Annotated in this window: 14 protein-coding genes; 8 read left to right on the top strand and 6 right to left on the bottom strand. The window is 63.1% G+C overall.

Annotated features, from left to right (window positions below; translation table 11 throughout):
• Nucleotide 1: 1 nt before the first annotated feature.
• The 4 genes from BDD16_RS17990 (at nt 2) to BDD16_RS17975 (ending at nt 3,304) form a co-directional block, all read left to right on the top strand.
• On the top strand, nt 2-283 hold the full coding sequence (locus tag BDD16_RS17990; protein WP_179635203.1) for a hypothetical protein: 282 nt from the start codon (nt 2-4) through the stop codon (nt 281-283).
• Nucleotides 284-1,174, top strand: a complete 891-nt coding sequence (locus tag BDD16_RS17985) for a CHAD domain-containing protein (RefSeq protein WP_179635202.1) — start codon at nt 284-286, stop codon at nt 1,172-1,174.
• A gap of 440 nt (nt 1,175-1,614) precedes the next feature.
• Nucleotides 1,615-2,889 carry a C1 family peptidase gene (locus BDD16_RS17980; protein ID WP_218897860.1) on the top strand — a complete coding sequence of 425 codons (1,275 nt, stop codon included), beginning with the start codon at nt 1,615-1,617 and terminating at the stop codon, nt 2,887-2,889.
• A 91-nt stretch (nt 2,890-2,980) separates the two neighbouring features.
• A complete protein-coding gene (locus BDD16_RS17975; RefSeq protein WP_179635200.1) occupies nt 2,981-3,304 on the top strand; it encodes a protease inhibitor I42 family protein in 324 nt (107 codons plus the stop codon).
• Between the two features lie 19 nt (nt 3,305-3,323).
• On the opposite strand, the gene BDD16_RS17970 is transcribed toward BDD16_RS17975, so the two are convergent.
• Genes BDD16_RS17970 through puuE form a run of 3 tightly spaced genes read right to left on the bottom strand, consistent with a single transcriptional unit; the run spans nt 3,324 to nt 7,322 of the window.
• Complete coding sequence (locus BDD16_RS17970; RefSeq protein WP_179635199.1) at nt 3,324-4,583, bottom strand: M20 family metallopeptidase; 1,260 nt, start codon at nt 4,581-4,583, stop codon at nt 3,324-3,326.
• A complete protein-coding gene (uraD, locus tag BDD16_RS17965) occupies nt 4,580-6,364 on the bottom strand; it encodes a 2-oxo-4-hydroxy-4-carboxy-5-ureidoimidazoline decarboxylase (RefSeq protein ID WP_179635198.1) in 1,785 nt (594 codons plus the stop codon). The genes BDD16_RS17970 and uraD overlap by 4 nt, the downstream gene beginning before the upstream one ends.
• A gap of 4 nt (nt 6,365-6,368) precedes the next feature.
• Nucleotides 6,369-7,322, bottom strand: coding sequence for an allantoinase PuuE (puuE, locus tag BDD16_RS17960; protein ID WP_179635197.1), 954 nt, complete (start codon nt 7,320-7,322; stop codon nt 6,369-6,371).
• 88 nt (nt 7,323-7,410) lie between these two features.
• Here puuE and uraH point away from each other — a divergent pair, with 88 nt between their 5' ends.
• The 4 genes from uraH to BDD16_RS17940 all read left to right on the top strand — a co-directional run bounded on the left by uraH (nt 7,411) and on the right by BDD16_RS17940 (nt 11,802).
• Nucleotides 7,411-7,767 carry a hydroxyisourate hydrolase gene (gene uraH, locus BDD16_RS17955; RefSeq protein WP_179635196.1) on the top strand — a complete coding sequence of 119 codons (357 nt, stop codon included), beginning with the start codon at nt 7,411-7,413 and terminating at the stop codon, nt 7,765-7,767.
• 91 nt (nt 7,768-7,858) lie between these two features.
• Complete coding sequence (locus tag BDD16_RS17950; RefSeq protein ID WP_179635195.1) at nt 7,859-8,845, top strand: porin; 987 nt, start codon at nt 7,859-7,861, stop codon at nt 8,843-8,845.
• A 190-nt stretch (nt 8,846-9,035) separates the two neighbouring features.
• Nucleotides 9,036-10,238 carry a urate hydroxylase PuuD gene (locus BDD16_RS17945; RefSeq protein ID WP_179635194.1) on the top strand — a complete coding sequence of 401 codons (1,203 nt, stop codon included), beginning with the start codon at nt 9,036-9,038 and terminating at the stop codon, nt 10,236-10,238.
• An 85-nt stretch (nt 10,239-10,323) separates the two neighbouring features.
• Nucleotides 10,324-11,802, top strand: a complete 1,479-nt coding sequence (locus BDD16_RS17940) for a nucleobase:cation symporter-2 family protein (protein WP_179635193.1) — start codon at nt 10,324-10,326, stop codon at nt 11,800-11,802.
• A gap of 214 nt (nt 11,803-12,016) precedes the next feature.
• Here BDD16_RS17940 and BDD16_RS17935 read toward each other — a convergent pair whose 3' ends face one another.
• From BDD16_RS17935 to BDD16_RS17925, 3 genes are read right to left on the bottom strand one after another with little or no spacing between them, the layout of a single operon-like run.
• Nucleotides 12,017-14,089, bottom strand: a complete 2,073-nt coding sequence (locus tag BDD16_RS17935; RefSeq protein ID WP_179635192.1) for an AIPR family protein — start codon at nt 14,087-14,089, stop codon at nt 12,017-12,019.
• Entirely contained in the window at nt 14,076-15,059 is a 984-nt protein-coding gene (locus BDD16_RS17930; protein ID WP_179635191.1) for a PD-(D/E)XK motif protein, read from the bottom strand. The genes BDD16_RS17935 and BDD16_RS17930 overlap by 14 nt, the downstream gene beginning before the upstream one ends.
• Nucleotides 15,046-17,736 carry a Z1 domain-containing protein gene (locus BDD16_RS17925; RefSeq protein ID WP_218897858.1) on the bottom strand — a complete coding sequence of 897 codons (2,691 nt, stop codon included), beginning with the start codon at nt 17,734-17,736 and terminating at the stop codon, nt 15,046-15,048. The genes BDD16_RS17930 and BDD16_RS17925 overlap by 14 nt, the downstream gene beginning before the upstream one ends.
• Nucleotides 17,737-17,776 lie beyond the last annotated feature (40 nt).

The following is a 17,776-nucleotide window of genomic DNA, read 5'->3' as shown; positions in this document are numbered from 1 at the left end:
CATGGCTGCCAAGGAACTGCTGTTTCGCGACGAGGCCCGCGCCCGCATGCTGCACAGCGTGGAGTTGCTGGCCGAAGCGGTGAAGTTCACGCTCGGCCCGCGTGGCCGGACCGTGGTCCTCGACCGCGACTTCGGCGCCCCGCAGATCGTCAACTCCGGCGTGCTGCGCATCGTCGCGCGGGCGCTGGAGGAGCCGCTGCGGCGCATGATCGCCAATGCCCCGGTGGCCAAGGCACCAGGCGCCGCGGGCCTGCCCCCGATGGGCGCGGAGCCGGAGTTCTAGATGGCGTCGACCCACACCGTGCAGACCGGGATGACGGTCGAGCAGGCGTTTGCGGCCATCGTCCGTGACAGTTTTGCGCAGTTGCTGCACCACGCCGCGGGCGTGCGCGGCGGCGACGCGCCGGAAAGCGTCCACCAGATGCGCGTCGGCCTGCGCCGGCTGCGTCTGGCGCTGCGCCTGTTCGGGCGGTGGATCGCCGTGCCGCCGAACCTGCTGGCCGAACTCCGCTGGCTGCGGGTCCGGCTGGGTGCGGCACGCGACGCCGATGTGCTGGCGGGCGGCACGCTGGCCGCCCTGGCCGCCACCTGTCCGCCGGAAGACGGGCTCGCGGCCCTGCAGGAGGCCGCGGCCGTCCACGCCCAAGGCATGCGGCAACTGGCCGCCTCGGCAGTGAAATCAGCCCGCTGCGCCCGCCTGATGCGCGACCTGAGCGCCTGGCTGCAGGCCGCGCCCTGGCAGGCCGTGCCGGACGACGCGCTGCAGCGGGCCCTGCGCCAGCCCATCGGCCCGCGGGCCGCACGGATGCTGCACCGGCGCCACGCGCGGCTGGTCGAGATCGGCGAGCGCCTGCATCCCGACCAGTCCGAGGAACGCCACCGGCTGCGGATCGCCGCGAAGAAACTGCGCTATGCCACGGAGTTCTTCCAGGCTGTCCGGCCGTCCGGACACACCCGGCGCTTCCTGCGGCGCCTCGCGGCGCTGCTGGACGTGCTCGGGGGACTCAACGATGCCGTGGTCGCGGACCTGCTGCTGCGCGACCTCGCGCTGCGCGAGCCGGCGCTGGCGGGCAGCACGGCGTTCGCGCGGGGTTATCTGTGCGCCGCCACGGCGCAGGATCTGCCGGCGCTGGTCCGGCACTGGCGCCGGTTCGTAGCGGTGGGGCCGCCTTGATCCGGAAATCCGCGGCGAACTGCAGGCAGACCGATTTTCCAGAAACTCTGTAAATGTGCGCCTGCCATTTTCTCGGGCATTTTTCAGGGCATCGCGTCAATTGAGTTCACTCAACGCACCATGGACCGCTTGAAATACATTGAGCTTCTGCATCGGATTTTCCAGCCCCCATGAAAATTACCCATGGACACAGTGGCTGCAACCAGCCCGGATGAATATCAGGATGCAGACGTTCAACATTTTCAACCACATGCAACGAGCGACCAATGACCAAATCATCAATCACACCATCCACCGATTACGCCAGAAGAGAAGTGGGCGCGTCCGACGAAATCCGGTCTGCCCTCGCCGCACTGCGCGGTGAAGCGGCAACGAAACAATGGTCCTTCGAGGTGGGATATACCGCAGCGATGGACTTCGCCATCGGTCAGATCACCGGCATGAAACCGCCCACGGACTGGCTGGAGAAGGCCCAACAGCAAAATACCCTCGCCAGGGCCCTCGAACAACCCGGACAGACCGCACTGGGGAATTGCGTGGCCACCGCCGCCAGATTCAGCTGGGCCGACCAGGGCAAGGTCACACCCGTCAAGGACCAGGGCGGTTGCGGCAGTTGCTGGGCGTTCGGCACGCACGGCGCGTTCGAAGGCAGCTACGCCATCCTGAACAATGCCCTGATCAACTCGTCGGAGCAGGACACGCTGGATTGCAGCGGCGCTGGCAGTTGTGCCGGGGGTTGGTGGGCCTATGACTATCTGGTCAAGACCGGATCGGCGGAAGAATCCAACTACCCCTACGGCGCGGTGAAGAAGGCGTGCGACACCGGCGCCACGCGCCCCTACAAGGCGGCAGTCTGGGCATACGTCAACAGCGGTGTGCAGATCCCGTCGGTCGCCGAGTTGAAGCGGGCCCTGTGCAACTACGGTCCGCTGGGTGTCGCCGTCGCGGTGACACCTGCGTTCCAGGCCTACAAGAGCGGCGTCTTCAACGAGAGTTCCAGCGCCGACATCAACCATGCCATCACGCTGGTGGGCTGGGACGACAGCAAGCAGGCGTGGCGGATCAAGAACTCCTGGGGGACCGGCTGGGGAGAATCCGGCTACATGTGGATTGCCTATGGCTGCAACAAGGTCGGTTATGGCGCCACGTGGGTCCAGGCCAAGGCGGCACAGCCCCCCGTGTGCAAGGACGGGCCGAGCCTGATGACCTACGACGAGTTCTACTGGGGCAATACCAGCAAGCAGTTCTCCGCGAATGCCAACGTGGCGTCCGTGACCTTCACGCTGACCCGGGAGATGCATGTCTCGGTCGTGGCGGATTCTTCGGCATTTGTCGCCAAGGGCGCAGCGCCGCAGTCCTTCACGACCGGTCTGTACTCGGCGGAAGGGGCTGGCGTGATGTTCACGGCATCGCTGCGCAAGGGTACCTTCCTGGCCGCCAATCAGAATGTCCCGGTCCACAGCACCTATGCGGCCAAGCTGCCTGCCGGAACCTACACGTTCTACTGGAAGATCTGGCTGAGCGGCTACACCATCGGTTTCGATTCCGGAACGCTGACGGTAACGGCCGTGCCCTGCTCGATGGGTGGCAAACTGCAGTCCGCGGCGGGCGGACTGGTCGGCATGATGGCCGAAGGCGAGACGGCGATGATGGCGGTTGCTGGAGGCACGCCGGATCAGCACATCACCATCGCGCGCTCCAGCGGTTCCGACTGACGGAGCCGTGCCACCGCCCAGGCGGTGGCGGCCGGGACGGTCACATGCGGGCTGCGCCAGACACTGGCCGGCCCGCGTCGAAGGAGGATCCATGTCGGACAGGGTAGTCACGCGCAACGATCAGGGTCGAACGATCACCGTCCAGACGGGCGATGCGATCGTCCTGCGGATCGAGGAAAACCTGAGCACCGGCTACAACTGGGACATCGCCGCGGAGAGCGGACCCGTGCTGGCCCTGCAGCACTCGGAACATGTCGCGGCGACGGGTGGCCTCATGGGCTGCAGCGGGATGCGCCTCCTGCACTTCGTCGCGCAGGCGCCGGGCAGCCAGCCCATCCGCCTGCAGTTGCGCCGGCCGTGGGATCCACCGAACCAGGCGATCGACCAGTTCAGCGTCACGGTGGTGGTGAACTGAACCGGTCCGGGCGATCACATCAGCCGCCCAGCATCTCCAGCAAGGTCCGCCCCACCACCTTGGTCGCCCGGCGCAGGTCTTCCAGCACCAGATGCTCGTCGGCCCGCTTGGCGTTGGACTCACGCACCGTGCGCGGCCCGGCGCCGTAGATCACCGCCGGAATGCCGCGCTCGCAGTACAGGCGCACGTCGGTGTAGAGCGGCGTGCCCGACACCGGGATTTCCTCGCCGAAGACCGCGGCGCCATGCTTCGACAGCGCATCCACCAGCGGCTGGTTGCCCGGCAGCGGCTGCAGCGAATGGGCCATCAGCAGGCGGCGGATGTCCACCGACACGCCCGGCCGGGTCGCCGCGGCCTCGGTGATGACGCGGCGGATGTCGGCTTCGACCTCGGCCGAGTTTTCCTCGGGGATCATGCGACGGTCGAGCTTGAGCACCACCTTGCCGGGGATGACGTTGGTGTTGGTGCCGCCCTGGATCAGGCCGACGTTGATGTACGGGTAGTCGATGCCCGGCACCTTGGAGCGGATCGTCGCCTTGTAGCGGGCGTTTTCCGCGTACAGCGCGTTCAGGATCGCCACCGCCCCCTGCAGCGCATCAACGCCGCTCTCCGGGATCGCCGCGTGCGCCATCACGCCGTGGACGGTGACCTCCATCTGCAGGCAGCCGTTGTGCGCCGTGACGATCTGGTAGCTGAAGCCCGCCGCGATCTCGTAATCCGGTTTCGTCAGACCGTGTTTCAGCAGCCAGCCCGGGCCGAGTTCGCCGCCGAATTCCTCATCGTAGGTGAAGTGCAGTTCCACCCCGCCCTTCAGCGCCACGCCCTGCGCCCGCAGCGCTTCGATGGCGCGGGTGGCGAACGTGAAGGTCGCGAAGTCGCACTTGCTCACGGCGGAGGCGCGGCCGTAGAGCTTGCCGTCCACGATCTCGCCGCCATAGGGGTCGTGGGTCCAGCCTTCGCCGGGCGGGACCACGTCGCCGTGGGCGTTCAGCGCGATGACCGGGCCGCCGGCGTCGTAGGCGCGGCGCACGATCAGGTTGGTGATCGACTCCAGCCCGTAGTCGCGGACTTCCTGCTCGGGGACCGCGTGCTTTTCTGCGTCGAACCCGAAGCCGGCCAGCAGCTCGGCCGTGCGCTCGGCGTGCGGGGCGTTGTTGCCGGGCGGGGTGTCGGTGGGCACCTGCACCAGCGCTTGCAGGAAGCGCACCTCGTCATCGAAATGGGCGTCGATCCAGGCGTCGAGCTGGGCGAAGCGGTCGGTGTCGGCGGGGTGGGTCATGCGGAGTGCTCCTGATTGAGTTGTTCGAGCAGGTGGGCGAAGGCGCGCACGCACAGCTCGGTGTCGTCGTTGCTGATGGATTCGAGCGGGTTGTGGCTGATGCCGGCGTTGCCGCCGCGCATGAAGAGCATGGCCTGGGGCATGTGCTCGTGCAGCTTCATCGCGTCGTGGCCGGCGCCGCTGGGGAGGTGGAAGACCGGCAGGCCCTGCGCGCGCACAGCGGCTTCCCAGCGCGCCTGCCACGCGGCGGCGGACGGCGCGGCCGAGGCGACCATGGTTTCCTCCAGCCGCAACTGCACGCGGCGCCGCTCGGCGATGCGCTCGCTCTGGTGCTTGATGTCGGCCACCAGGGCGTTGCGCTGCGCGTTGGTCGGGGCACGCAGGTCGAGGCTGAACTGGCAGCGTGCGGGGACGACGTTGACCGAGCCTTGCGGCACCGCCAGCATGCCGACGGTCGCGACCGAGCCTTCGTCGGCCGACGCGCGCGCCTCGGCGTACAGCGCCAGCTCGGCGGTCGCGGTGGCGGCGTCGCGGCGGCGGTTCATCGGCGTGGTGCCGGCGTGGCTGGCCACACCCGTGAACTCGCCGAGGTAGCGCGCGCTGCCGTTGATCGAGGTGACCACGCCCAGCGGCAGGTCAAGGTCGTCGAGCACCGGACCCTGTTCGATGTGGACCTCGACGAAGCCGAGGTAACGCGCCGGGTCGCGGCGCAGCGCAGCGATGGCCTCCAGCGTCGCGGGCAGCCCGGCCGCCTGCATCGCGGCGCGCATGGTGACGCCGTCCGCATCCTGCTGGTCGAGCCACGCGGGGTTGAACTGGCCGATCAGCGCACCGGAGCCGAGGAAGGTGGCCTTGTAGCGCTGGCCCTCTTCTTCCGCGAAGCCGACCACCTCGAACCCAAACGGCAGCCGCCGCCCCGCCTGGTGCAGCTGGCGCACGCAGGCCATCGGCACGAGGATGCCCAGCCGGCCGTCGTACTTGCCACCGTTGCGCACGGTGTCGTAGTGGCTGCCGGTGAGCAGGCGCGGTGCAGCCGGATCGCTGCCGTGGTACACGCCGACCACGTTGCCGACCGCATCGATGCCGACCTCGTCGAAGCCGCACTCGGTCATCCACGCCTGCAGCTGCTGTGCACAGGCGCGGTGCGCGTCGGTCAGGTAGGTGACGGTCAGTTCGCCGCGCTCGGCGTAACCGGGTTCGCTGTGGGCGGCCAGCGCTTCGGCCCAGTCCCAGACCAGGTTGCCCTGCACCGGCACCTCGGCAAACTTCTCGCCCAGCCGGATCTCGGCGATGCGGTGGATGTTGCGCAGGCACTCGGCGAACTCGAACTCGCGCGTGCCGTGCAGCCGGCGCTCGAAGGTGGCGATGATCTGGTGGCGGTTCAGCCCCAGCCCGCGCGGGCCGCGCACGGCGAGGATGAACGGGAAGCCGAACTTGGCGTTGTAGTCGGCGTTGAGTTGCTGCAAGTGCGCGAACTCGGCGGGCGTGCAGTCGGTGAGGCCCGCTTTGCCCTGTTCGTTGGTGGACTCGGCGGTGAGCGTCTTCGACACCATCGCCTTGCCCGCGAGTTCCGGGTGGGCGCGGATGAGCGCCAGCTGCGGCGCCTCGCCGGCCGCGCGCACCACGGTGACGAGGGCGTGTTTCAGGTGCGCGAGGCTCGTGAACGGACGCAGCGCGGCGGCGCGTTCGGCGATCCACGGCGAGTGCTCGTAGGTGCCGTCCAGCAGCGCGACGAAGGCGTCGGGGGTAGCGGCGTTGAGTTGGTCGATCGTCAAGGACATGGCGTCATTCCCACACGAAGGCGGTGTCGGCGTTGAAGGGGTGGGTCTGCTGCCAGTGGCGGGCGATGTCGATGCGGCGGCACACCCAGACCCGGTCGTGCTGCTGCACGTGGTCCAGGAAGCGCTGCAGCGCCAGCATCCGGCCCGGTCGCCCGAGGATGCGGCAGTGCATGCCGATGCTCATCATCGAGGGCCGTTCGTCGCCTTCCGCGTAGTGGACATCGAAGGCGTCGCGCAGGTACTCGAAGAACTCGTCGCCGTGGCTGTAGCCCTGCGGCAGCGCAAAGCGCATGTCGTTGCAGTCCAGCGTGTAGGGCACGACAAGGTGCGGGGCGAGTGCGCCGTCGGTCTTCTTCACCTGCAGCCAGAACGGCAGGTCGTCGCCGTAGTAGTCGCTGTCGTAGGCGAAGCCACCGTGGTCGGCGACGAGGCGGCGCGTGTTGGGGCTGTCGCGGCCGGTGTACCAGCCGAGCGCGCGCTCGCCGGTCAGCCGCTCGATGATCGCCATCGCCTCGTCCAGGTGGGCGCGCTCGGTGGCCTCGTCGATGTTCTGGTAGTGGATCCACTTCAGGCCGTGGCAGGCGATCTCGTGGCCCAGCTCGCGGAAGGCCGCCGTCACCTCGGGCGAACGCTGCAGCGCGCTGGACACGCCGAAGATCGTCAGCGGCAGGCCGCGCCGCTCGAACTCCCGCAGGATGCGCCAGACGCCGACGCGCGAGCCGTATTCGTAGATGCCCTCCATGCTCAGGTGGCGCGCCGGGAACGCGGGCGGGTTGAACATCTCGGAGAGGAACTGCTCGCTGCCGGCGTCGCCGTGCAGCACCGAGTTCTCGCCGCCCTCCTCGTAGTTCAGCACGAACTGCACGGCGACCCGGGCCTGCCCCGGCCACTGCGCGTGCGGTGGATTGCGGCCGTAGCCGATCAGGTCGCGGGGATAGCGGGGCATGGCAGTGTTCATGGCGGCAGCGGGTTGACGTGTATTCCAAAGTGTATACACTTTGCCCGCCACTGCAAATACCCTCACCTACTGCCTCGAAAGGACACGCATGGGCCACCTCAGCACCCACGTACTCGACACGATGAACGGCTGCCCCGCCGCCGGCATGGCCGTGCGCCTGGAGCGTGTGCATGCCGACCGCGTCGAGACGGTCAAGACCCTGCAGCTGAACCACGACGGCCGCAACGACGGCGGCCCGCTGCTGAACGCGCAGGAGATGGCCGTCGGCCGCTACCGGCTGGTGTTCGCGGTGGCGGCGTATTTCCGGGCGCGGGGCGTGGTGCTGCCGGAGCCGGCCTTCCTTGACGAGGTGCCGATCGACTTCGGCATCGCCGACGCGGCCGGGCACTACCACGTGCCGCTGCTGGCCAGTCCCTGGGCGTATTCGACCTACCGGGGTTCCTGAACCAGAAACATGTGCAGGCACGGTGTTTGCGTAGGCAGCCGGGACACCGGATTGCCCTGTCTTCAGCCTTGACCCTCTCAGAAAGCCCCGAATGAACCATTTCCTGCTCCGCACCACGATCGCCAGTGCCGCCTTGCTGTGTGGCACCACGACCGCCTCGGCCCAGTCGACCGTGAACCTGTACGGCCTCATCGACCTCAGCATCGGCTCGAACAAGGCCCCCGGCGGCACCCGGTTGCGCGACGTCGACAGCGGCAAGATGACCACGAGCTACCTGGGCTTCAGCGCCACCGAAGACCTGGGCAGCGGCCTGTCCGCCGTGGTCAAGATGGAGCACTTCCTGCGTGCGGATACCGGCGAGGCCGGCCGGTTCGGCGGCGACACGTTCTGGGCCCGCACCGCCCACGTCGGTCTGTCCAGCAAGGCCGCCGGCACGGTGACCCTCGGCCGCAACACCACGCCGCTGTTCGTCGCGACCCTGCGGATGAACGCCTTCGGTGACTCCTTCGGCTACTCGCCCAGCATCCGCCACTTCTTCACCAGCGGCACGGTCACGGGCGACACCGGCTGGAGCGACTCCATCCTGTACACGAGCCCGCGCTGGGGCGGTTTCAGCTTCGGGCTGATCGGTGCCCTCGCCGAAGGCAGCAACGGCCGCAACTGGGGCATGAACGCCGGCTACGCCGACGGTCCGGTCGCTGCGACCGTGACCCTGCAGAGCGTCAAGAAGGACGGCACCGCCGCAGTGGCCGACACCCGCACCTGGCAACTCGGCGGCAGCTATGACTTCGGTGCCGCCAAGCTGTTCGGCCAGTACGGCCGGGTGAAGAACGAGACGGTCGTCAACCAGTACCGCATCACCGAAATCGGCGCCAAGGTCCCGGTGGGCGCGGGTGCCGTGCTGGCGCAATGGGGCCAGATCAAGCCGGACACGGGCGCGAAGCGCGACACGCTGTCGCTGGGCTATGACCACAACCTCAGCAAGCGCACGGACGTGTACGCCGTCGCCATGCGCGACCATGTGGCCGGCCTGTCCACCGGCCTGGGCTACGCGCTGGGCGTGCGCCACCGCTTCTGATCGGTGCAGCCGGTCGGGTGTCGGGTAACTCCGCATCCAATTGGTGCACAGAGCTGTATACAGTTTGCCCACGTCGCCGCGGAGCCCCGCTTTCATGCGCGGTTGCGACGTTTTCTCCTCACAGAGCCCGCTGTGGTGAGGGGATGGTCCGGTGCCTTGGCGCCGGGCCGTCCGACCTCATGGAGATGTGATGGAAGCCTACCTGCTCGACTGGGCCAACCTGCTGCTGCGCTGGGTCCACGTCATCACGGCGATCGCCTGGATCGGCTCGTCGTTCTACTTCGTCTTTCTCGACAACAGCCTGACCCCGCCCGAAGACCCCGCCCTGCGCGACAAGGGCGTCGGCGGTGAACTCTGGGCCGTGCACGGCGGCGGGTTCTACCACCCGCAGAAATACCTCGTCTCGCCGAAGAAGCTGCCCGAGCACCTGCACTGGTTCTACTGGGAGAGCTACTCCACCTGGCTCACCGGCTTCGGGCTGTTCACGGCGCTCTACCTGTTCAACGCCGGCACCTTCCTGATCGACAAGAGCGTGTTCGACTGGTCGCCCCCGGCCGCCATCGGGGCCGCGCTCGGGTTCCTGGCCGCGTTCTGGGTCGTCTACGACGTGATCTGCCGCGCCTTCGGACAGAAGAAGAACGGCGACCTGATCGTCGGTGCGGGCGTGTTCGTGTTCGTGGTGTTCGCGTCGTGGCTGGCGTGCCAGCTCTTCGCGGGGCGCGCCGCCTTCCTGCTGGTCGGCGCGATGATGGCCACCTCCATGAGCGCCAACGTGTTCTTCTGGATCATCCCCGGCCAGCGCACCGTCGTCGCGCAACTGCGGGCCGGCGAGAAGCCCGAGGCCATCCACGGCCAGCGCGCCAAGCAGCGCAGCGTGCACAACACCTACTTCACGCTGCCGGTGCTGATCGCGATGCTGTCCAACCACTACGGCTGGCTGTACCAGGCGCCGCACAACTGGCTGGTGCTGGTGCTGTTCATGCTGGCCGGCGCGCTGATCCGCCACAGCTTCGTCGCCCGCCACAAGCAGCTCGCGCAAGGCAAGCCGGTGTCGTGGGCCCACGCCATCGCCGGCACGCTGATCCTGGTCGTGCTGGCCGTGTGGCTGGCGCCGAAGCCGTCCGCGGTCAGTGCGCAGCCGGTCGCCGCGGTCACCTTCGCCGAGGTCAAGGCGGTGGTCGACCAGCGCTGCACGATGTGCCACAACGCGCAGGTGCAGAGCAAGAACGTCGCGCTGCACACCCCCGCGCTGATCCAGCAGCACGCCCAGGCGATGTACCAGCAGGCCGTCGTGCTCAAGGTCATGCCGATGAACAACGCCACGCAGATCACCGACGCCGAGCGCGCGGTGCTCAAGCGCTGGTTCGAAGCGGGCGCCCCCACCGCGCCCTGACTCCCCTGCCCTTTTTCTGACCGACCGGCGCTTCGGGCAACCGGTCGACGCCGCTGCATTGCCCGAACAACACGAGGAGACAAGCATGTCGACAACCACCGTCCATCCCGTGGACGAACAACTGCCCACCGGCCGGCTCGCCGCGCTGGGCCTGCAACACGTGCTGGTGATGTACGCGGGCGCGGTCGCCGTGCCGCTGATCGTCGGGCGTGCGCTCAAGCTCACGCCGGAGCAGGTCGCGCTGCTGATCTCGGCCGACCTGTTCTGCTGCGGGCTGGTGACGCTGATCCAGTCGCTCGGCTTCGGGCGGCTGTTCGGCATCAAGCTGCCGGTGATGATGGGGGTGACCTTCGCCGCCGTCGGGCCGATGGTGGCGATGGCCAACGCGAACGGCGGCGTGGACGGCGCGCGGGCGATCTTCGGCGCCATCATCGGCGCGGGCGTGATCTCGATGCTGATCGCGCCGCTGATGAGCCGGCTGCTGCGCTATTTCCCGCCGGTCGTCACCGGCACCATCATCGCCATCATCGGCATCAGCCTGATGCGCGTCGGTGTGGGCTGGGCGCTGGGCGGGCCGCCGAACCTGGCACAAAGCGTCGACGTGCCGAAGCTGGTCGCGATGGTCGATGCGGCCAAGGCCACCGCTGAGGCCGCGTCCGCCCCGATCAAGCTCGGGCCTGTCCCGATGACCGACAACCTGAAATACGGTGCGCTCGACAACCTCGCCATTGCCGCCTTCGTGCTGGCGGTGATCCTGGGGCTGGCCAAGTACGCCAAGGGCTTCATCGCCAACATCTCGGTGCTGCTCGGCATCGTCGCGGGGTGTGTCGTCGCGGTCGCGATGGGCAAGATGGGCTTCGAGAAGGTCGCCAAGGCGAACTGGTTCGATGTGGTGCTGCCGTTTTCCTTCGGCATGCCGACCTTCGACCTGCTGTCCATCGCCACCATGACCCTGGTCATGATCGTGGTGATGATCGAGTCCACCGGCATGTTCCTGGCGCTCGGGGACATCACCGGCAAGCGCATCAACCAGAGCCAGCTCTCCGCCGGCCTGCGCACCGACGGTCTGGGCACGCTGATCGGCGGCATCTTCAACACCTTCCCCTACACCAGCTTCTCGCAGAACGTCGGGCTGGTGGGCGTGACGGGCGTGAAGAGCCGCTGGGTGTGCGTGGCCGCGGGCGTGATCATGCTGGTGCTGGGGCTGCTGCCGAAGATGGCGGCGCTGGTCGAATCGGTGCCGACCTTCGTGCTCGGCGGGGCGGGACTGGTGATGTTCGGCATGGTCGCGGCCACCGGCATCCGCATCCTCTCGAACGTCGATTTCAAGCGCAACCAGCACAACCTCTACATCGTGGCGATCTCGATCGGCTTCGGCCTGGTGCCGCTGGTCGCACCGCGCTGGACGCAGCAGATGGCGCACGGCCTGCACCCGCTGCTGGAGTCCGGCATCCTGCTGACCTCGATCGCGGCGGTGGTGCTGAACCTGTACTTCAACGGGGCGCGGGGGGATTCGACGGCGGAGTCGGTGGAGGCGTCGAAGGCGTTCAGCGGAGGGCACTAATGAGATTGATTGGGCGCTACTACTCTTGGTCCAAGCGCCCAATTCACCGTTTCAGCTGCACGACGATAGCCAACGCATCCATGCGGTCGTGCATTTCAGACTTCGGCTTCCAGACCCGTCGCAAGGTCAATACAGAACTAGAACAAGCCGAGCAAAAAGTACGGGTTGACAAGAAGGTTGCATTTCAGCCTCGATACACCCGCAACTCTTACGCTCAGGCCGAAAAGTGAGGCGTGTCGTCCCCCATACGACCAAGTATGACCAGCGCAAGCGCCGCTTGGGACTCTGTTGGAATCCGCTTAGGCATCGAAATGCATGTATTCAAAACGACCACCTCTCTTGGGGTAAGTTTTCTCCCTGCCTGACCCCACTCCAATACCTTTTTCCAAAAATTAGCACCAAGACTCAGAACTTCTGTCTGGGCATCAATACCCTTGGTCATCGCTTGCTTTGCTCGCGCGTCGCGCACCGCCGTTTGCATTGCCTCGACAGAAATTTTGCATTTATCGAAATCAGTTGCATACCTCACCTCGCGACCCTTTAAGCCACTCCAGCAGGCTTGCTGCTTGGCCCATTCCGACATGTTACGTATACCAGTGGGTGGATGTGTAATGATATCGTGAGCAGTTTCAGCAGCCAAAAGTAGAGCACGCTGCAAAGCGGCTGAAACATTTTGAATTTTCCAAACGGAGTCGATATCTAAGACGTTCTTTTCGTCATTGGCATCGTGGAATATTTTCGCCATCGCGTAGGTGACCACATTGGCACGGTAACCGCCACTATACCAATTCTGCTTTGGAACTTCCTCTTCAAGTTTGCGGAAAATAATGGCCTTGGCAATCAAGCGACGGTACCAAAGCTCATCATACTTCGCTGCGCTTTTTGACCAACTATCACCAATCTCCTTCGCATATTCTGAAAAGTTTTTCTGCGCGCCTCGCGAAACGATATGAGGCTGCCCGGCCGCAGAGTTTTCAAACTTCGCAAGGTCTGTCTTTGTGAAAATCTGCGAAGTCGGAAATTCCAGGTCAAAGCTCTTCTGATCTGCTCCTTTCAAGCTACCACGAGCATTTAGAAACTGCCCACAAGTTCTTTCATAGAACCATTTCCTATCATGACGCTCACCTTCGCGTGCAGTAAAAATCACGCGGCGAGAAAGTTGCTGAACACGGATATGAAATGGATGGTTTGAGAAAAAGTCTGCTGCATTTACCTTATTCTGGGTGTTAGCATACTCAGAAATTTTCGGCACGATGCCTTCGGACCGGTCTGCAGGCACGACTGTCAGCTTCATCTGCACGAAAACTTGCGCTAACTGATCCTTGGCAGATTTCAGACCAGCGTGGATAGATCCCGTAGTCTGTGCGCCATTCACGATCTGTAGGTTGTTGATTGACGCAATTGCGAGACCATCGTCCGCTCGTACACAAGTAACCCCCTCGGCAGTTGCAGAGAGTCCATTATTGTATGGAAAAAATAACTCTGGCTCCTCCATGATGGTTTTTTGAATGCCCTTATTTGTCTTGGCCCGTGCTTGCAAGAAGGTTCGGACATTTGCCTCCAACAGGCGAGCACCCCATCGATCGTAGATTGCAGCCAGTTGCTCGCCCGGAACGATCAGCAGATAGCTCTCAAGCGCGGCTCCTACCTGCGAAGCCTTGAGCGCAGGAACTGGAGCACCAAAGTCAGTCGCAAAGTCAATAACCATGTCCTCACGCGCCTGACCAGATTTGTCAAAACGCTCGAACCGAGCCAAGTCCCAGACAGACCAAGTAATCGGAACATCAGCCATCTCCGCCAGTTTCACTGTGTCATCTCGACCGATGTACTGACGATTTGAGACCAAGATTAGCTTCACCTTGGTAACCTGCGACCAAGTGGTGATGATCAAGTCGGAAACCTGGAATCCGGGATTTTCCTCATTCAGGGCATCTCGGAACTCCTTGGTCCGCGCCTGCTTCAAAAATCGGATCAGTGGATTGAGGACGGGTGGGATGTCGCTTTTAGCGAAGGTCTGGACCTCGTCGCTGTCGACGAAGTCGCAGACGATCAGGCCAAGTACCCCTCCACTCTCACGCGGATCGCCCGCATATCCGTCAATTCTGAGTTTTTCTTTCCCCTTACCAATTTGGTAATAAGCCCTATCGGCGGCCTCCAGTTCGCCAGATTCAGTCAACCTCTCGGTCATACGGTCGAAGAATGCTTCGACCATCAGGATGCCGCTTGCATCCGCCTGGCGGCGAATGTCGGCCATCAGATTCTGGTGGTAGTCTTCAAGTGGATTCATGCTGATGCTCCTTGATGAGCCTAAACCGAAATTCTTTCCATTCCCTCAGGAATGGAATACATGCGGACAACGCGAGGGAGTAGGTCAATCCAGATACACCTAGCGGAATAGGGGCAGCGATACGCGGAAATCCTTCGGCAACGATGTAGAGATCAGGGGCCGAAACGATCCAACGCCATGCTGAGTAATCGTGCATCGGATCGTAACCTGCATCGCAAAGATGCCGATCCCAGTCCATTATGGCCGACGGCTCAGTCCGCTCGAAAAACTCAGTTACCTCATCGACATACTCCTTCAATGTCCGCCCGTGGGGAGGGTTAACCTTATCGACGGCGAGAACGCCCAACCATAGGTTGCGATCCGGCACATCCGTCAATTGGTGCTCGCCCGAGATCTTCACGAAGGGTTGCGAGGCCCCGCGCCGTGCCTTTACCTCGATGCAGTCAGCCTTGAGTTCGAAATCCTTCGGGGCACCCGATGGGCCTGTCCATGCCATCAAGGCAGGTTTCGACCCGATATCCGCTATCAGCAGTTTCAGAACCTCAATTTCGCCAATCAGGCCCTTCTGCACCTCCTCCGGCAGGACTTCAAGCTTCCCACCTCTCAGTAGGTAATGCCATCGAAAGGTGCGACCGATAGCTCGTTCCAGTGCCTCGGCCTCGGTTTCCCCGAGTTCACCGGCTGCTATCACGTCACGGCACAGGGTTTCAAACAGCTCTAGTTGTGAGCTGTCCTTGAGCCGGATGTAAAGAATCGGGCCACCAGACAGTGTCTGGAAGCGGACTTCAAGGTTTCTGAGCTTCGGCAGATCTGGCATCGGCTTCGGCAGGTCGGTCAGTTGCAACACCAGTGCGACGTCGGTGTGGGGCATGACCGCCCAGAACCAGTTCCAACTTGCCAACGCATCGACGCGTCGGGTATCGGTTTTGCCGGCCTCTAGTCCGGACCATGGCGTGTCATTCAATATCACCGAGAGCCTCCTCCTCGATTTCTACTTCGCCAAACATTTCGCGCATGCGAATCGTGTTGACGATGTACTCGACAGTGCCGCCGTGAACATTCGAAGGTGGGAAGCAGATGCTCCACGCAAGAACGACCCCAGGCAGCTTCCCGCTCAATCCGGGATCGGCAACGGTAGGGGCAACAAAACGAAGAATAATTAGCGGGCGGCGACCAGGTATCTCGCAGAAGATTCGTGGAGGCAAGGTCTCTGGAACTGGTTTTTCTTCGCGAAGGCGCTCTTCACGGAATGCTTTGGTCGCAGCATCGATCTGGTCTGCTGTTAGGCCCATGCGCTCGTCACCGGGAGAGCCTACCCGTCTGCTGGCTCCGCTTATCGCCAAAATGCCTCGACGTAGGTCATCTACGCCAACCGATCGCCCGAATACATTCATCTTGACATCGCCGAGCGCATCCCCAGTGGCGTCCGCTTTCTGTGCACTGGCAAAAAGGACATCCCATTCTTTCAACTCGTCATCAGCGCGAGCATCAATGTAGTCGCTCACGAGGCGTGGATCAGTCAAAGGATCGGTAGCATCGGCACGGAACACGCTCAGAAAATTGCGCAGCATATCGACGGGGACCGACCTGTAAAGGGTGCCTCTTGTCGGATGATCTGCGACGATTCCACTCGCCTTGATCGCTGCGGCCAATGCCTGTCCAGCTTTCCGGTTGCGATCCAGTTGATCCCGATCCGTATGTATCCGCGTTGTCTCGACAAGCTTGCCTGCAAGCCCAACCTTGACGGGAAATTCCCTACCAGTTCCCATCTTGTTCCTGGCAGTCACGATCAGCGATTCCGGATGGCTACGCACAGCAAGACCAAACTGCTCTGGCGTAGCCTTCGCCAGTTCCATTCTCTTGAGCTGTGCCTGGAGATCATCCATTGCCTCATGAATATGGGTATACCAACCTACGCCGTCCGCAGGGATCCAAACGCGACACAGATCCTCGTAGCCAGGTCGATAGCCGAACCAGCGCCCCATTTGCATCAATGTGTCGTACATCATGGAGTTCCGGAGGAAATAGCTGACCATCAGCCCTTCCAGCGTCAGACCCCGTGAGAGAGAGAACCCGCCGACGGCGATGAATGTCACGCCATACTCACCACCTTGGTCGTAGTCGAGGGCTTGAGATCGTTTTGACGCATTGACCTCTACCACGCGAACAGCAATCAAAACCTCATGCAGTCGAGTCTGGACCTGAGGCCAGTTAGCGTCTTCCAAATTAGCGTATTCCTTCTCCCAGACCGCGTGCAGAGCGGAGATCTCGGGGTTTCGCAAGGCAACGGGCCCTTTGCCACCATCCACGACAACAGCATCCCGAATGCGGCCAACAACATCGGCGATCCTTGACCGAAGTCGCCCCTGTACCTCGGTAAAGCGCGAAGCATTGACAAGCATTGACGCATGTGCCGTCTGCTGGCCTCGCACATTGCGGATGGCGCGCGCAACTATGAACGCTCGCACGGCCTGCACAAGACTGTCCGGCAAAATCTCGACCGGCTGGTCGATCTTATGTTTAATAGGAAGAATATCCTCGTTGTCTTCAATCAAACGTACATGCTGCTTACGGGCGTCGAGGAAGACTTTCTGTGCCCCGAAGTAGTTCGACGGCGCATCCAATCCGATAATGAAGTGGCGCGGAAACAGATCCTGCTTCAGTGCTTCGTCATCGGTATCAGGATCGATGAAGATATTAGCGAACGGTGTTGCCGTATAACCGACATAGCAGCTCCGGTGGAACAGCGAGAGTAGCTCGCGAATCTGGCCGTTGATGCGAGTGACCTCGTCACGGGCATAGGCAGTATTGATCGAAGCGTTGTCAGCTTCATCATCGATCAGCAGCATCGGCTGGCTAACCATCTGCGTGCCCTGATTGACCGAATGCTCCTTCAGCCATTCCAACAGGCTCTTCAGCGTTCTAGGATTTTTCTTGATCACCAAGACGACGGGCACGTTGTACTGCCCGATCTGGCTGGTATTCGTGGTCGCCGTCGCCGTGTTGAAATCGCGCAACGTGTTCGTCAGCGAGACAGGGAATTCTCGCTGATCGAACGCACCAACTCCGATGATCTTCTGTCGCTGCGTCTTGTTCGCATGTGCCAATCGCCCGGTATCACGTCCGATGAACCCCTCGTCGATTCGCGCTTGAGTTTGATTCCGCAGGTTGTTGTGAATACCGGCGATGACAACGATTAGACGATACCCCGCATCGGCAGCCTTGCAGATGACCCCGGTGTAGTTCGCCGTCTTGCCGCTCTGGACATGACCGACGACCATGCCACGGCGACTCCACGGATTCAGGTTACGCGGGTCGCCGAGACGGTCCAGAACTCGATCCGTCACCTCGTCTGTTGCGTCGATTACCGATTTGGGAAGGCCCTTCAGGTTCAAAAGCTGCCGATAACGGTCCCAGTAAAAATTACCGATCTTGCCGTTGATGCGGGCATCGTGTAGCCATGGGCGAAAATCCTCGGCATCTACAATAGCACCGAGACCCATGCTGATGCCATATTTTTCTTCGATTAGGCGGGCTAGCTCTTCGGCTTTGTTGTCATCTATCTTCCCAGCAAACATCGGCATTTCGCGCAGCTGCGCGATAATATTCCTAATCGACTGGGCAGTATGGGGGCTTTGCGTCGCCATGAGAACCGAAGTCATTCCCTCAAGAGCACTTAGCAGTATA

This window comes from Sphaerotilus montanus, assembly GCF_013410775.1.
Classification (GTDB): Bacteria; Pseudomonadota; Gammaproteobacteria; order Burkholderiales; family Burkholderiaceae_C; genus Sphaerotilus; species Sphaerotilus montanus.
Note: the sequence above shows the minus strand (reverse complement) of the source record. Positions and strands in the feature narration are given on the sequence as shown.

Bases quoted from the DNA above. Each gene is read 5' to 3' on its own strand.
- BDD16_RS17990 (WP_179635203.1), top strand. From the start codon at position 2: ATGGCTGCCAAGGAACTGCTGTTTCGCGACGAGGCCCGCGCCCGCATG.
- BDD16_RS17985 (WP_179635202.1), top strand. From the start codon at position 284: ATGGCGTCGACCCACACCGTGCAGACCGGGATGACGGTCGAGCAGGCG.
- BDD16_RS17980 (WP_218897860.1), top strand. From the start codon at position 1,615: ATGAAACCGCCCACGGACTGGCTGGAGAAGGCCCAACAGCAAAATACC.
- BDD16_RS17975 (WP_179635200.1), top strand. From the start codon at position 2,981: ATGTCGGACAGGGTAGTCACGCGCAACGATCAGGGTCGAACGATCACC.
- BDD16_RS17970 (WP_179635199.1), bottom strand. From the start codon at position 4,583: ATGACCCACCCCGCCGACACCGACCGCTTCGCCCAGCTCGACGCCTGG.
- uraD (WP_179635198.1), bottom strand. From the start codon at position 6,364: ATGTCCTTGACGATCGACCAACTCAACGCCGCTACCCCCGACGCCTTC.
- puuE (WP_179635197.1), bottom strand. From the start codon at position 7,322: ATGAACACTGCCATGCCCCGCTATCCCCGCGACCTGATCGGCTACGGC.
- uraH (WP_179635196.1), top strand. From the start codon at position 7,411: ATGGGCCACCTCAGCACCCACGTACTCGACACGATGAACGGCTGCCCC.
- BDD16_RS17950 (WP_179635195.1), top strand. From the start codon at position 7,859: ATGAACCATTTCCTGCTCCGCACCACGATCGCCAGTGCCGCCTTGCTG.
- BDD16_RS17945 (WP_179635194.1), top strand. From the start codon at position 9,036: ATGGAAGCCTACCTGCTCGACTGGGCCAACCTGCTGCTGCGCTGGGTC.
- BDD16_RS17940 (WP_179635193.1), top strand. From the start codon at position 10,324: ATGTCGACAACCACCGTCCATCCCGTGGACGAACAACTGCCCACCGGC.
- BDD16_RS17935 (WP_179635192.1), bottom strand. From the start codon at position 14,089: ATGAATCCACTTGAAGACTACCACCAGAATCTGATGGCCGACATTCGC.
- BDD16_RS17925 (WP_218897858.1), bottom strand. From the start codon at position 17,736: ATGGCGACGCAAAGCCCCCATACTGCCCAGTCGATTAGGAATATTATC.